This is a genomic window from Sphingomonas sp. DBB INV C78 (assembly GCF_042693015.1).
Classification (GTDB): Bacteria; Pseudomonadota; Alphaproteobacteria; order Sphingomonadales; family Sphingomonadaceae; genus Sphingomonas_E.
In genome coordinates this window covers 2,943,796-2,958,402 of record NZ_CP170544.1, presented here as the reverse complement: position 1 = coordinate 2,958,402, position 14,607 = coordinate 2,943,796, and the positions used below count along the sequence as shown (strand labels likewise).

Genomic DNA, 14,607 nt, shown 5'->3' with positions numbered 1-14,607 from the left:
GCCTGTGCTGACGCCTGACGAATGGGGGATCATCCACCTCTCGCTCAAGGTGAGCGCGGTCGCTGTGTTGCTTACGCTTCCCGTCGCCTTCGGCCTTGCCTGGCTGCTGGCGCGGGTTCGGTTTCCGGGCAAGTTCCTGGTGGATGGCATCATCCACCTGCCCCTCGTGCTGCCGCCGGTGGTGACCGGATGGATGCTGCTGCTGGCGTTCGGCAATAACGGCCCGGCCGGCCGTTTCTTCGAACAATGGTTCGGCCTGACCTTCATGTTCCGCTGGACCGGGGCCGCCTTGGCCGCCGCGGTGATGGCGCTGCCGCTGATGGTCCGCGCGATCCGGTTGTCGATCGAGGCGGTCGATCGACGTTTGGAAGGGGCGGCGCGCACATTGGGCGCCAGCGTGGCGCATACCTTCTTCACGATCACCGTGCCGCTTTCGCTGCCGGGCATCCTTGCCGCGGCGGTGCTGGGCTTTGCGCGGTCGATCGGCGAATTCGGCGCGACCATCACCTTCGTCTCGAACATTCCGGGCGAGACCCGGACGCTGCCGATCGCGATCTACACCGCGCTGCAGATACCGGGCGCGGAGGACGTGGTGACGCGCCTTGCAATCATATCGGTCATCCTGTCGCTCGCCGCGCTGGTGGCGTCGGAGGCGTTGGCAAGGCGGGCCGGCCAGGGGCAGGGCGGCCATGTCCTTTGAGATCGACGTAACGCGCCGGTTGGGCGATGCGGCGATCCGGCTGGCGCTGCGTTCGGACGCTGGCCTGACCGCTTTGTTCGGCCCCTCAGGTGCGGGCAAGACGAGCGTACTCAACATGGTGGCCGGCCTGCTCCGGCCCGATGCCGGGCGGATCGCCGTCGATGGCGAAGTGCTGTTCGACAGTGACAGCCGGATCGACCTGCCGCCCGAACAACGTCGCACCGGCTATGTTTTCCAGGACGGACGGCTCTTCCCCCACAAGCGCGTGCGCACCAATCTCGTTTATGGCGAACGGCTGGCCGATCCGGCGCATCGCTGGATCGGGTTTGACGAGGTCGTCGCCTTTCTCGGCATCGGCCATCTGCTCGATCGGTGGCCGCGGACGCTTTCGGGCGGGGAGGCGCAGCGCGTCGCGATCGGGCGCGCTTTGCTCTCCGCGCCGCGCTTCCTGTTGATGGACGAGCCGCTGTCGTCGCTCGACGCCTCGCGGCGGGAGGAGATCATGACCGTGATCGAGCGCATCCGCGATGAACTGCGACTGCCGATCCTCTATGTCAGCCATGACCGGGCCGAAGTCGATCGGCTGGCGACCAGCGTCATCCCCGTTGGCATGACGGCGGGGTGACGACAGGCCGGTTTGCCGCTGCTAGACTGGCGGGATCAACCGGGAGGTCGCCATGAAGATCAGCGCTCGCAATCAACTGGCAGGAACGGTGCTTTCCGTGACGCCCGGCGCCGTCAACGGCACGGTGAAGGTGGATATTGGCGGCGGCAACATCATCACCTCCAGCATCACCGAGGAAGCGATCGCCGATCTCGGGCTGGCGGCGGGGGATCGCGTGACCGTGCTGATCAAGGCGAGCGACGTTCTGATCGGCAAATAGACCATGAGCGTTGCGCGCGTCGGCCCCCTCAAGCTCAAGGCCCAGATCTTCTGCGGGGATGAGCCGGCCATCGGCCCCGGCAAGGCCGACCTGCTGGAAGCGATCGACTGCGAAGGATCGATCTCGGCGGCGGGGCGGGCGCTGGGCATGAGCTATCGCCGCACCTGGCTCCTGGTCGACAGCATGAACCGCTGCTGGGTTGAGAGACTGGTTGAGACTATTGCCGGGGGAAGTCGCGACCGCGGGGCGCGGTTGACCGATACCGGGCGGGCGGTGCTGGCGGCTTATCGCCTGTTGGAAAGAAGGATGGTCGACGCCGCGGCGGGCGATGGCCTCGATCCTCTGACAGCGCTGCTGCGCGATGCGCCGCTGCCGCCGGCTACGGCTACCTGAATCGACCGACTCCTGCTGTGTGATTTTTGTGACACGTCGGTGACATATCGGCGGGTCATTCCGGCCGTGATCTCCAGATAAAATCGATCTAAAACAATTATATAACGTGCAATTTTGCGCGCTGCGACAAGCCACTTGCTTCAAGCTTAAACAAAACATACAAATATGAAAAAGCATATATATTCGCTTGGAACGAAACGGGACAACAATAGCCCAAAGGGGGAAGCGCACATGCGTCGACAAGCTCGCAAATATGTATCCGCAGCATCAGTGATCGCGTTCGCCGTCGCCACCAATATGGCCCTGCCGGCCATGGCGCAGGATCAGACAACTTCCCCGACAGCGCGGGCCGACGAGCCGGCGGCGGCAACCATGCGCGCCGAGCCTGGTGTGGAGGGCGACATCGTCGTCACCGCCCGCAAGCGCGGTGAGGAGCGCCTGCAGGACATTCCCGCCGCGATCAGCGCGATCGGCGCCGGCACGCTGGAAAAGATGGGCGCGACCGGGTTCGAGGATTTCGCCTATCAGGTGCCCGGCCTGACCTTCACCGATCAAGGCCCCGGCCTGAAGCGCTACACGCTGCGCGGCATCCAGTCCGCCGGCCAGGAACAGGTCGCGGTCTATTATGACGAAGTGCCGGTGCCCGGCATCCAGAGCTCGACCGGCGACAGCGGATCGCAGATCGGCGATCTCCAGCTCTATGATCTCGAGCGTGTCGAGGTGCTGAAGGGGCCGCAGAGCACCACCTTCGGCGCCAATTCGCAGACGGGCGCGGTGCGCTTCATCCTCAAGAAGCCGAACGTCAATGATGTCGAAGGATCGGTAAAGGCGGGCGCCAGCTCGGTTTCCGGCGGCGGCGTCGGCGCCAACATCTACGGCATGATCAACATGCCGATCGTTGCCGATACGCTCGCCCTGCGCGTCGTCAGCTATTATGATCGCACCCCCGGCTATGTCGACAATGTCCGGCTGGGCAACAAGAACATCAATTCGGACGACACGTCGGGCATCCGCGCCATGCTGCGCTGGGAACCGTCGCCCGACTGGTCGATCGACGCGATGGCCTGGTATCAGCGCCGCAACACCCACGGCGCCAGCGAATACAGCCCCTATGACAGCTTCCGCGAACGCGGTGACCCGAGCGATCCGGGTTGGAACGATCGCGTGCCGAGCTTCGCCTATTTCGAAACCGGCAAGTTCAATACGGGCAGCTATGTGAAGTCGCCGCGCCCCGACCGGCAGCAAATCTACTCGTTGACCGCCAATGGCGATCTGGGTTTCGCAGCGCTGACCGTCACGGGATCGATCTACAAGCGCAAGCTGCAATTCTATCGCGACAATTTCGTCTGGTCGCTGGGCGTTGGCCCGGCCGGCGAGATCTGCCCCAGCGGCAATCCGTGCGTGCGGCCTGACCTGGTGCCCGAATTGACCGACCAGACCCAGGATCTCAACCAGAAGACGTTCGAGGCCCGCCTCAACTCCACCACGGACGGCCCGTTCCAGTGGGTCGCCGGCGTCTTCTACCGCGACCGCGATTCGGGCTTCCGCAGCTTCTCGCCGATGGTCGATGAAAATGGCGACCCGATCGTCGCCAGCACGCCGCCGACCGGCTTCTCGCAGACTCCGGGCGCCGGCATTCCGGGCTGCAACCCCTGCGCCTTCGCCCGCGTCAACGAACGCGGCATCAAGGAGAAAGCGGTGTTCGGCGAAGGCACCTTCGCGATCACCGATAGCATCGAGATACTGGGCGGCCTGCGCTGGTTCGAGGCCAAGCAGCGCGACCATGGTGAAACCCTGTTCCAGTTCCCGACCTTCGGCAGCACCTTGCCGCCGCCTTATGATCGCAAGGTCGACGAGGACCGCTGGATTCCCAAGGCGCAGATCTCGTTCAAGCCGAGCGACGATGTCACGGTCTATGCGCTGGCGTCCAAGGGCTATCGTCTGGGCGGCACCAACCAGTCGGCGGCGGTTGCCGTGCCCGACGGCTATGACTCGGACTCGCTGTGGAACTATGAGCTTGGCCTGAAATCGGCCTGGTTCGATCGCCGGCTGATTTTCAACGCCGCGGTCTACCAGATCGACTGGAGCAACATCCAGGTGACGGGCCGCGATCCGACCAACTCCTTCGGCTTCATCGGCAATGCCGGCGCGGCGCGCATCCGCGGCCTGGAGGCGGAGATTCAGAGCCGGCCGTTCGACGGCTTCGACCTGAATGCTGGCTTCAACTGGCTGCCCGAGCGCGAACTGACCGAGGATCAGGTGAGCGCCGACATTTCGGCGCCGGGCCGCAAGGGCGACAAGATCCCGCGCATTCCTGCGTTTACGGCCAGCCTTTCGGGCCAATATACGATGGATCTGGGCGCCGATGGCTGGAGCGGCTGGATCCGCGCCGATTACAGCTACAAGGGCAAGTCCGGCACCGAGCTGCGGCCGACATCCAGCATCTATCGGACGCAGCGCGACTTCAGCATCGTCAATCTGCGCGTCGGCGCCGACGATGATGACAATGGCCTGGGCTTCGCATTGTTCATGGACAATGTGTTCGACGTGCAGGGCGACGTGTTCCTGGCGGCGGCGGCCAATGTGCCGACCACCAAGATCACCAACCGCCCCCGCACTGTCGGCTTCGAGGTCAGCAAGCGCTTCTGAGATCGACGACAGGACAAGAGGAAAGGGGGAGCAATGGCTCCCCCTTTTCGGTTAGGATCATCGCAATGACTGGACATGCCTGCACTGGAAGCTGCCCCTTGGTCGCCAGCCGCAAGCCTTATTATCGGGAACTTGCGGCGGGGCGGACCTATCTATGGTGCGCCTGTGGCCGATCGAAACGTCAGCCCTTCTGCGACGGGCGCTCGCATGAAGGCACCGGCTTCGAACCGATCCGCTACACCGCGACGAAGGATGGCGAGGAAGTGCTGTTCTGCGGTTGCAAGCACACCGCCACAGCACCTTTCTGCGACGGCGCGCACAGCAACCTCGCCGGCGGCTATCGCGATGAAGGGGAGGCGGCCGATGGCCCACGCCCGGCGATCGTCGCGGCCGATGCGGCGGGTGTGGCGCGGGTCGATGGCCGCTGCTTCGTCATCTCGCCCGAGGCCGAGGCGGATGCGTCTGCGCGCTACAGCCTGCGCACCCTGATCTCGCCATCGCGCGGATCGGAGCATCAGTCGCAATTCCACCTGATGCTGCGCGACGGCGCCACGCCGGTGCTCGCTGCGCCGGGGGTGGATGCGATCCTGTGGGTCCGCGCCGGCGAAGGCGAGGTCGAGATCGGATCGCGACGGCTGGGCTTTGCCGGCCCCTGCGGCATCTATGTCCGCGCGGGTGAAGCCTTCCGGCTCCATGCCACCGCCCCGATCAAGGCCTATGTGTCGGCATGCCCCGGCGTCGAGCAACTCGACGAACTGGCGGATATGCCCGAGTATTTCGACGCCGTTTGGCCCGACCGCATCGTCCCCATCGACGAAAGCGAGCGCACGGCGATGGGGCCGCGCTGGTTCCAGATGCTGGTGGACAAGACGATCGGATCGACCACGGCCGCCCAGTTCATCGGCCATATCCCCAAAAGCCGCGCCGAGATGCATCGCCACCTTTATGAAGAGGCGCTGATCATCATGTCGGGTGAAGGGATCATCTGGAACGAAGGCAGCGCCGCCAGGGTCGGCGCCGGCGACGTGATCTTCTTCCCGCGCAAGCATCTCCATTCGCTGGAATGCACGTCAGCGGAGGGAATGGATGTCGTCGGGCTGATCCATCCCGGCGACAATCCGGGGATTAATTATTGAGAGCGGGCGCCTCCCCAACCCCGTCATGCTGAACTTGTTACAGCATCCATGCGCGGCATTGGTGGAGGCGCCCAGCGGCGTGGTGCGGGCGCGCCCTCGGGCCGATTCCAACACGGTGGCGTTTCGCATGGACCCTGAAACAAGTTCAGGGTGACGGGTGGGCGTGTGGTTCGCCCGCCCGTCCCACCCTTCACGCCAGCAGCGCGCGATTATCCGTGAGGGCGCGGACCAGCCGCTCCACATCCGCCTCATCATTGTAGAAGTGGAAGCCCGCGCGGACCTTGCCGTCGCGGCTGGAGGTCATCACCTGCTGTTCGGCCAACCGCTCGACCAGCGCCACCTCGTCCTTGCTGCGAATGGCGAGCAGCGGCCCACGGCGGGCATCGTCGAGCGGAGTAGCGAGGGAGATGCCTTCCGCGGCGAAACGGTCGATCGCCAGCCGGGTGATGGTGCGGACATGCGCGCCGATCGCATCCAAGCCGATGCCGAGGATCAGATCGAGGCCGGCGCCGGCGGCATAGAGGTTGGGCACGGGCGGTGTTCCCGCCTCGAAGCGGCGCGCCGATGGGCTCGGCACGTTGGCGAAGATGTCCATGGCGTTGGGATCGGCCTGTGCGAACCAGCCGCTCGCGCGCGGCGTTAGCCGGTCGACCAACTCGCGGCGGACATAGAGATAGCCGATGCCGCCGGTGCCGAGCAGATATTTGAGCATGCCGCCGACGCAGACATCGACATCGAGCGCGCGCGGATCGATCCGTTCCGATCCGGCGACCTGATAGCAATCGAGTATGACGATCGCGCCATGGCGATGCGCGGCCGCGGCGATGGCGCGGATATCGTAGTCGGGGATCTTGCCGCCGTGGCGGTAGCAGACGTGCGACAGAGCGACGACGGCGGTGCGATCGTCGATCGCGTCGAGGAAGGGCTGGAGCGGGATCGTGCCGTCTTCCTTCTCGGCGATATGCACGACTTGCGCGCCGACGGGCGATTGCGCGTGCCAGATCTGGCCGCTGGTCGGGAATTCGAAATTGGACGCGACCACCTTGTTGCGCGGGCCGGCGAAGTCGAACGCGCTGGCGATCGCATTGAGCCCCGCCGAGGCGGAGGCGGTGATCGCGATCTCGTCCGTATCGACGCCGAACAGGCTGGCGACCTGGCTGCGCACCTGTTCCAGCCGGTCGACCCAGCCGCCCCAATAAGCGCCGTTTTCGACGCGATCGGTCAGATAGGTTTCGAACGAGGCGCGCACGCTATCCGACAGCAGGCCGTAGGAACCGCTGCTGAAATAAGCCAAGCGCGGCAGCGAGGCGAAGCGCGCGCGGACGGCAGCGAGATCGGGGATCAGGGTCAAGGCGGATAACTCCGGTAGAGGCTGGATCAGGCCAGGATGTGGATCATCAGGCCGATGATCGCGGCCGGGGCGAGGATGGCGAGGACGAAATGCCAGGCGCGGAAGGCGCGCGGCGACATGTCGGTCTCCGCCGGCGTGATCGTGCGACGGATCGCCCAGCCTGCGAACAAGGCGATCAGCAGCGCGTTCAGCGGCAGCAGGAAATCGGCGATGCCGAAATCGAGCACGTCGAAGAAGGTCTTGTTCGCGAAGGGCGGCAGGAAACCGAGCGGATGCACATCCTTCAGCAGGTTGAAGGAGAGGAGCGAGGGCAGGCCGACCATCCACACCGCGAAGCCGGTCATGAAAGCGAGCGGCGGGCGGCGCCAGCCGGTGCGTTCGATCAGCCAGGCGACCACCGGCTCCAGCATGCCGACCGCGGTGGTGAAGGCGCCGAGCGCGATCAGGCAGAAGAAGGCGATGCTGACGATGCGGCCGCCCGGCATCCCGCCGAATGCGACCGGCAAGGTCACGAAGATCAGGTTCGGCCCCTCGGTCGGTTCGAGCCCGTAGAACAAGACCGACGGGAAGATGGCGAGGCCCGCCATCATCGCGATGAAGATCACCGACCCGGACACCATCATCGCCGATTGCGGCAGCGACACGCCCTTGGGCAGATAAGCGCTGTAGGTCATCAGCACGCCAACGCCGATCGCCGTGGAAAAGAGCGCCTGGCCGAGCGCGGTGAGCACGCCGGCGGCGGTGATCGCGCCGAAATCCGGGTAGAAGAGGAAGGTGAGCGCCGGGCCGAGGCCGACGGTGACGGCATTGTAGAGGACCAAGCCGGCGAGGATGACGAACAGCGCCGTCATCTTGATCCGCGAGACCACCTCGATCCCGCGGCGGACGCCGAGCGCTACCACCATCGATACCGCGGCGATGAAGCTGAACTGGAACAGGGCCTGCCGGCCGGGCGAGGCGATCAACTCGTCGAAGATCGCGAGCGAACCCGGAGCGTCGACGCCGGCGAAGCCGCGGAAGATCGCCAGCCGGGCATAATCGACGCCCCAGCCGGCGACGACGCTGTAATAGCTCAGGCCGAAGAAGGGGATCAGCAGGCTCAGCCAGCCGATCACCCGCCATGCGGGCGAGGCGCCTTCGGCCTCGATCAGGCGGCGCATGCTGCCGATCACGCTGCCATGGCCGCGGCGGCCCATCGCCATTTCGGCGATCATGATCGGCACGCAGATCGCCAGCACGAAGGCGATGTAGAGGAGCACGAAGGCGCCGCCCCCGTTCGCGCCGGCGACATAGGGGAAGCGCCACAGGCTGCCGAGGCCGATCGCCGCGGCGGCGGCCGCGAGCAGGAAGGCGAGCTTGGACGTCCAGACTTCTCCGCCTGCCGATCCTGCCGATGCCGCTTGCGATGCCATTACGTCCCTTTCCCGCTTTTCGCCGCCTATATATTCAAAAATATATCCCTTTGAATATAGATTTTATGGCAAATGCGTTTAGATGGATAAACGGGGACAGGATGGGGAAGCGGACGGACATGTCCAGGAAAGGAAAATCGGCGGAGAACGCCGCGGGCACGCCGGAAAGTTATGAGAAAGGCGACGGCTGGCTCGACGATTATCTGCCCTATCAGCTCTACCGCGCGACCAACCGGCTGAACGTGCGGCTGCAGGGGCGGCTACGCACGATCGGCATCAATCTTTCGCAATGGCGCGTGCTGAGTGTCCTGCGCTCCTACGGCACGCTCACCATCGGCCGGATCGTCGAAGCGACACTGATGGAGCAACCCACCGTCAGCCGCGTCGTCGTCCAGCTCGAACAGGAGGGGATGGTGAGCCGCCGCGTCTCCGAAGAGGATTCGCGGATGGTCGATATCACCATCACCGCCAAGGGAGCGGAGGCCTTCGATTCGATCCGGTCGTCCGCCTATCGGCACGAGAAACTGGCGTTGGAGGGGCTCGACCAGAAACAGCTCGACGCGCTACGCGAAACATTGCTGCACATCGAACGCAACATCGACCTCTATGAGTGACGTCGATATTGCAGTTAGATGTCCAGCAATGGCCGAGTCCCCGTCTACCCGCCCGCCGCTGCCGCCGATCGATGGCGTGCTCACCATGTTCTATTATGAGGATCTCGCCCAGGCGGTGAACTGGTACGAGGAGGTCATCGGGTTCGAGAAGGTGATGGCCTTCGACGATTTCGCGATCTTCGCGATCCATCGCGGCGCGCATCTCGCGCTGGTCGGCAATGGCATGGGCAGCCAGGTGCCGATCCGCAGCACCAACAAGGGCGCGATCCTGTCGATCCAGACGCGGGCGCTGCAGGCCTGGCACGAACGGCTGTTCGGCCATGCCGTGCCCGGCACCGGCGAAGGGTTCCATGTCGGCTGCGACGGCCGGACGATCGAGTTCAAGGTGCGCGATCCCGAAGGCTATACCATCGAATTTTTCGAATGGATCGAATGAGCCGCCGCGGCCCATGTCGTGCTGTCCAATATAATATTCATTTTCATATTTGATTTTCACATAATTCGCATTAGCTTCGGCCGCGCCGTCGATGAAACGGGGGAATATATGAAACTTCGTCTGGCCAGCGCGATCGCTCTGGCTCTTGCCTCGGCGGCCGTCGCCCGGGCTGAAACCACACCCGTTCCGGGCACGCCGCCGCACCCCACAGCACCGGTGGCGCAGACGGCGATCATCCACGCCGGCAAGCTGCTCGCCGTTCCGGGCGAGGCGGTGGCGAGCAACGCCACGATCGTCACCGAAGGCGGCAAGGTGCGTTCGGTCCATTCGGGCTTCCAGGATGCCGCCGCGCTGGGGCTGCCGGCGGATACGCCGGTGATCGACCTTTCGGGCAAGTTCGTGCTGCCGGGCTTCATGGACATGCACGTCCATCTCAGTTCCGGCGGAGCGGCGCGCAGCCCGATGACGCGGCTGCGCGAAGGGCCGGAATATTATGCGGTCAACGCCTATGCCAATGGCTATCGCACGCTGATGGCGGGCTTCACCACGGTCCGCGACCTGGGATCGCCGGGCGATTCCCTGTTCGGCCTGCGCGACGCGATCCGCGATGGCATCGTCGCTGGCCCGAAGATCATTGCCGCCGGCGAAGGGATCAGCCCGACCAACGGCCATGCCGACGCCCACGGCCTGCGCCGCGACCTGATGGAGGCGCAGATCCGCCCCGGCGTGTGCAACGGCGCCGACGATTGCCGCCGCGCCGTGCGCGACGCGATCAAATATGGCGCGAACGTCATCAAGGTGCATGTGACGGGCGGCGTGCTCGATGAATCGGATGCGGGCACCGGCCAGCAATTCACCGACGAGGAATTGAAGGCGATCGTCGATGCCGGCCACGCGATGGGCCGCAAGGTGACGACGCACGCCCATGGCAAGGCCGGCATCGATGCCGCGATCCGTGCCGGATATGATTCGATCGAACATGCCATGTGGGCGGACGAGGAAAGCCTGAAGCTGATGAAGCAGCACGGCACCTGGCTCGTCCCCACCGTCTGGCCGATCACCTGGGTCGGCGACACGCCGGAAAAGGTGCGGCAGGGGCCGTTCAAGGATCTCGCGCCCAATTCGCTTGCCAAGCTCTACCAGCTTGGCGACCAGCCCAAGAAGATGGTGCGGATGGCTATCAAGCTCGGCGTGCCGATCGCGCTCGGCACCGATAACGGCATCGCCCCGCACGGCACCAATGCCTATGAGATGCTGGAATATGTCGAAGCCGGCATGACGCCGATGCAGGCGCTGAAGACAGGCACGGTCAACGCCGCCTTGGCCGGTGGCGTGCCCGATCGCGGCAAGATCGCGCCCGGCCTCGCCGCCGACATCGTCGCGCTCGACGCTGATCCGCTGCAGGACATTCGCGCGGTGCTCGGGGTCGATTTCGTGATGCGCGACGGCATCGTTTTCAAGAGTGGCGGCAAGGCCACGGGGATCATTCAATGACAATCCACAAGCTGTTCCGCGCGACCCTGCTGGCCGCGACCATATTCGTCGCGCCTGCTGCGGCGCTGGCCGAAGACTTCATCGTCGACAATGTGACGCTGGTCGACGGCACCGGCCAGCCCAACCAGACCGCCATGTCGATCGGCGTGGACAAGGGGAAGATCAGCTTCGTCACGCCAACCGCGGTGGCACCCAAGGTGTCCGGCAAGCATATCGACGGCTCCGGCAAATATCTGATGCCGGGCCTGATGGACGTCCACATCCATCTTCAGGGCGCGCGCGGCGGCGATGGGCACCGCATGGTCGGCACCGATCCCAAGAACCCGTCGGCGCCGGTTCCCGCGACCGCCCAGGCCGATGCGAAGGCGGCGCACGAGGCCGGGCTCCGGGCGCTGGCGAGCTATCTCTATTCGGGCGTCACCACCGTCTATGATGCAGGCAATGTGCCCGAGCACATATTGGGCCTGCGGGCCGAGGAGCGCGCGGGCAAGATCCTGTCGCCGCGCATCTTCGCGACCGGCAACCTCATCACCTATCCCGGCAGCCATGGCGCCAGCATGGCGATCGAGATCGACAATTGGACCGAGGACAAGCCCAAGCTCATCAAATATCTGGAGGAGCAGAAGCCCGACATCGTCAAGCTGACGCTCGACGAGCATGGCTGGGGCACGCGCCCGCTGATCACGCTGCTGCCGCTCGATCTGATGGAAGAGATCATCCTGGAGGTGAACCGCCACGGCATCCGCACCACCGCGCATACCTCGAGCGAGTTGCGCGCCACCCAGGCGATCTTTGCGGGTGTCGACAGCCTTGCCCATCCCGTCATCCAGGGGCCGATCACCGGGGAGTTCGCCAAGCTGATGGGCGCCAAGAAGGTGCCGATGGCGACGACGCTGACGATCGGCGAAGGCTATAGCCGGCTGGTCGAACATCCCGAATATCTCGATCAGCCGCTCTATCAGGCCGCCTACAGCCCCGCCGAGATCACCGAGCTGCGCTCCAAGACGCTGCCGGCCTGGAAGGAACGCGGCTGGACCTGGTGGATGAAGCTGATGACCCCGGTCGCGCAGGAGAATCTGCGCATGATCGACGCGGCCGGCGGCGTGATCGCCATCGCCACCGATCAGACGCTCGGGCCGGCGGTGCATCGCGAGATGGAATTGCTCCAGGCGGCCGGCGTGCCGGCATCGCGGATCGTGACGATCGCCACGCTCAACGGCGCCAGGCATCTCGGCAAGGATGATGTGCTGGGATCGATCGAGCCGGGCAAGCTCGCCGATATGCTGTTGCTGAGCGCGGACCCGACCGCCGACATCAACAATGCCAAGGCGATCGTTGCGGTCATCAAGGGCGGCCAACTGGTCGACGAGGACAAGTTGCCGCTGGCGGGTGGACCGCGGCCGAAGCGCCGGACCTTCTGATCATCTGACGGTGCGCGAGAGGGGCGGGGCCTATCCGTCCCCTCGCGCCACCATCACGCCCCAGAAGATCGCCGGCTCGTCGGTCATGTTCTGCCAAGCATGGCTGGTGTTGCGCTGGATCACCACGTCGCCGGCGCGAATGGTCGTCCGCGCATCGTCGAGGACAAGATCGACCTCACCTGCCAGCATCAGGATATGGTCGATCGTCCCGGTGCGGTGAAAGCCTTGCGCGTCGAGGCCCGGGAAGCCCCCGGCCTCGACATCGGCGGCCATATCTTTCCACGGTGGCAGCACGACGCGCGAACAGCGGCTGCCGCCCCGCGGCGGCTCCAGATAGGGCGCGGTTGAAGGCAGCCAGGTGCCCGGATCGCCGCCTTCTCGCCAGACGAGACCATCCGTTTCCCCGGCGTCGTTACTGATCAGCTCGTCGCTGACGATATGGGACCGGCCACGCGCATCATTGCCGGTCACGACTCTGCGAACCATCGCCGTCTCCCTTGGTGATGCGGTTGGCCTGTTTCATGAACATGGGCAAGCGGCTGGGCAATCCATGGCCAACCGTGCCGACCCTGTTCAATCGATAACGTCAATTTAACCATGGCCCCTGATACGGGTCAGGCAGGGCCGCGTGGGAGCGTATGTGAGTTGGCGTCGGGCGATTCGGGAGTTGCTGGCGACCCAGGAAGCGATCGCCGGGGCGTGTGACGATGCCGATCAGGTGTTGCAGGCTGTGGTGGCGGGGGCTTCGCGCATCTTCACGCATGCCCGCGGCGCGCTCATCGAAATGCGCGACGGGGCGGAACTCGTCTATCGCGCCGCCAGCGGTGAAATGGCGGAATGGGTGGGCTTTCGTTTGCCGCTGGTGGGCAGCCTTTCCGGCCAGGCGATCCTGTCGGGCGAGGCTTTGGTCTGCGCTGATACCGAGAAGGATGGCCGCGTCGATCTGGAGGCGTGCCGCCGTCTCGGTATCCGTTCGATGGTGGTGGTGCCGCTGCCGTTCCAGACGGAACAGGTGGGGGTGCTCAAAATCTATTCCGCCGAGCCGGATGCGTTCGACGAGATCGATATTGCGGTATCCAAGCTGCTCGTGAGCCCTTTCGCCTTCGGCCTCGCCAGCGCTTCGCAGGCGGCCTATGCGCGGGCGCACGACCAACTCGCGCTGCGGTTCGAGGCCACCTTCCATCAGGCCGCGGTGGGCATCGCCCATGTCGCGCCGGAGGGCCGTTTCCTGCAGGTCAACGACCGCTTCTGCGAAATCGCCGGACATGATCGGGACAAGCTGATGGAACTGGGTTTCCAGCACATCACCCACCCCGAAGACCTCGACGCGGACCTTGCCCTGCTCACTTCGCTCGTGGCCGGGCAGATCGATCATTATTCGATGGAGAAGCGCTACATCCGCCGCGGTGGCGAAATCATCTGGATCAACCTGACGGTCTCGCTGGTCCGCCATGGCGGCGAACCGGATTTCTTCGTCGCCGTGATCGAGGACATCTCCAAGCGCAAGCGCGCCGAGCAGATGGCCTTTGTCGACATGCTGACCGGCCTGCCCAACCGTCGCGCGCTGTTGCAGGATCTGGCTCGTCTGTTCCGCACCGACGTATCGGATGATGTCGCGGTCGGCGTGCTGTTCCTCGATCTCGACTCCTTCAAGCAGGTCAACGACCGGTTGGGCCATGCCGAGGGCGATCGCTGCCTGATCGCCATGGCGCAGGCGCTGCGTCGCGCCGCCCGCACCTTCGATCGGCTCTATCGCATGGCAGGTGACGAATTCGTGCTGGTGGTGGAAGATGCGACCGAAGAGGCCGTGGGCGAGCTTTCGCGGCGCCTGCTCGAAGCGGTGCTGGAAGCCTCGACCGAAGGCGGTTGGCAGGTCGGGCTCAGCACCGGCGCGGTCCTCGTCGCCGAACGCAGCAAGGTGGAGGTTTCCGCCGTGCTCGATGCGGCGGACAGACTGATGTACCGCGTCAAGCGCCGTGAACTCGCCCAACCCGCAGTCGAATGGCTCGATGTCGATCCGGCGGAATTGTCCGACGTCTATTTCGCGATGAGCCCGCCTTCGCGGCGCAAATCCGACGCGCTTTCGCTGCGCTGACCATTCCCTTTCCGCTGGCGGT

At 64.9% G+C, this 14,607-nt stretch carries 14 protein-coding genes; 11 read left to right on the top strand and 3 right to left on the bottom strand.

Going from position 1 to position 14,607, the window contains the following annotated elements; translation table 11 throughout:
* Nucleotides 1-4: 4 nt before the first annotated feature.
* From modB to ACFB49_RS13810, 6 genes are all read left to right on the top strand, one after another.
* A complete protein-coding gene (gene modB / locus ACFB49_RS13835) occupies nucleotides 5-700 on the top strand; it encodes a molybdate ABC transporter permease subunit (protein WP_380871807.1) in 696 nt (231 codons plus the stop codon).
* A complete protein-coding gene (modC, locus tag ACFB49_RS13830; protein ID WP_380871806.1) occupies nucleotides 690-1,325 on the top strand; it encodes a molybdenum ABC transporter ATP-binding protein in 636 nt (211 codons plus the stop codon). Before modB ends, modC begins: the two co-directional genes overlap by 11 nt.
* Before the next feature lie 52 nt (nucleotides 1,326-1,377).
* Nucleotides 1,378-1,584 (top strand): molybdopterin-binding protein, encoded by a 207-nt coding sequence (locus tag ACFB49_RS13825; protein WP_380871805.1) that lies wholly within the window; start codon nucleotides 1,378-1,380, stop codon nucleotides 1,582-1,584.
* Nucleotides 1,585-1,587: 3 nt separating this feature from the next.
* A complete protein-coding gene (locus tag ACFB49_RS13820; RefSeq protein ID WP_380871804.1) occupies nucleotides 1,588-1,977 on the top strand; it encodes a winged helix-turn-helix domain-containing protein in 390 nt (129 codons plus the stop codon).
* Nucleotides 1,978-2,208: 231 nt separating this feature from the next.
* Nucleotides 2,209-4,626, top strand: coding sequence for a TonB-dependent receptor (locus tag ACFB49_RS13815; RefSeq protein ID WP_380871802.1), 2,418 nt, complete (start codon nucleotides 2,209-2,211; stop codon nucleotides 4,624-4,626).
* 65 nt (nucleotides 4,627-4,691) lie between these two features.
* Nucleotides 4,692-5,762: a cupin domain-containing protein gene (locus ACFB49_RS13810; RefSeq protein WP_380871801.1), complete on the top strand. Its 1,071-nt coding sequence runs from the start codon at nucleotides 4,692-4,694 to the stop codon at nucleotides 5,760-5,762.
* Nucleotides 5,763-5,952: 190 nt separating this feature from the next.
* On the opposite strand, the gene ACFB49_RS13805 is transcribed toward ACFB49_RS13810, so the two are convergent.
* Together ACFB49_RS13805 and ACFB49_RS13800 are read right to left on the bottom strand one after the other, a co-directional pair.
* Nucleotides 5,953-7,113, bottom strand: a complete 1,161-nt coding sequence (locus ACFB49_RS13805; RefSeq protein WP_380871800.1) for an aminotransferase class V-fold PLP-dependent enzyme — start codon at nucleotides 7,111-7,113, stop codon at nucleotides 5,953-5,955.
* Between the two features lie 26 nt (nucleotides 7,114-7,139).
* A complete protein-coding gene (locus tag ACFB49_RS13800) occupies nucleotides 7,140-8,525 on the bottom strand; it encodes a sodium-dependent transporter (RefSeq protein ID WP_380871799.1) in 1,386 nt (461 codons plus the stop codon).
* A 119-nt stretch (nucleotides 8,526-8,644) separates the two neighbouring features.
* Between ACFB49_RS13800 and ACFB49_RS13795 the strand changes: the two genes are divergently transcribed.
* From ACFB49_RS13795 to ACFB49_RS13780, 4 genes are all read left to right on the top strand, one after another.
* On the top strand, nucleotides 8,645-9,139 hold the full coding sequence (locus ACFB49_RS13795) for a MarR family winged helix-turn-helix transcriptional regulator (protein ID WP_380871797.1): 495 nt from the start codon (nucleotides 8,645-8,647) through the stop codon (nucleotides 9,137-9,139).
* Between the two features lie 28 nt (nucleotides 9,140-9,167).
* Entirely contained in the window at nucleotides 9,168-9,575 is a 408-nt protein-coding gene (locus ACFB49_RS13790; protein ID WP_380871796.1) for a VOC family protein, read from the top strand.
* 108 nt (nucleotides 9,576-9,683) lie between these two features.
* A complete protein-coding gene (locus tag ACFB49_RS13785; RefSeq protein WP_380871795.1) occupies nucleotides 9,684-11,069 on the top strand; it encodes an amidohydrolase family protein in 1,386 nt (461 codons plus the stop codon).
* Entirely contained in the window at nucleotides 11,066-12,490 is a 1,425-nt protein-coding gene (locus ACFB49_RS13780) for an amidohydrolase family protein (protein ID WP_380871794.1), read from the top strand. The genes ACFB49_RS13785 and ACFB49_RS13780 overlap by 4 nt, the downstream gene beginning before the upstream one ends.
* A gap of 30 nt (nucleotides 12,491-12,520) precedes the next feature.
* On the opposite strand, the gene ACFB49_RS13775 is transcribed toward ACFB49_RS13780, so the two are convergent.
* A complete protein-coding gene (locus tag ACFB49_RS13775) occupies nucleotides 12,521-12,976 on the bottom strand; it encodes a cupin domain-containing protein (protein ID WP_380871793.1) in 456 nt (151 codons plus the stop codon).
* 154 nt (nucleotides 12,977-13,130) lie between these two features.
* On the opposite strand from ACFB49_RS13775, the gene ACFB49_RS13770 reads away from it, so the two are divergent.
* Nucleotides 13,131-14,585, top strand: a complete 1,455-nt coding sequence (locus tag ACFB49_RS13770; protein ID WP_380871791.1) for a diguanylate cyclase domain-containing protein — start codon at nucleotides 13,131-13,133, stop codon at nucleotides 14,583-14,585.
* Nucleotides 14,586-14,607 lie beyond the last annotated feature (22 nt).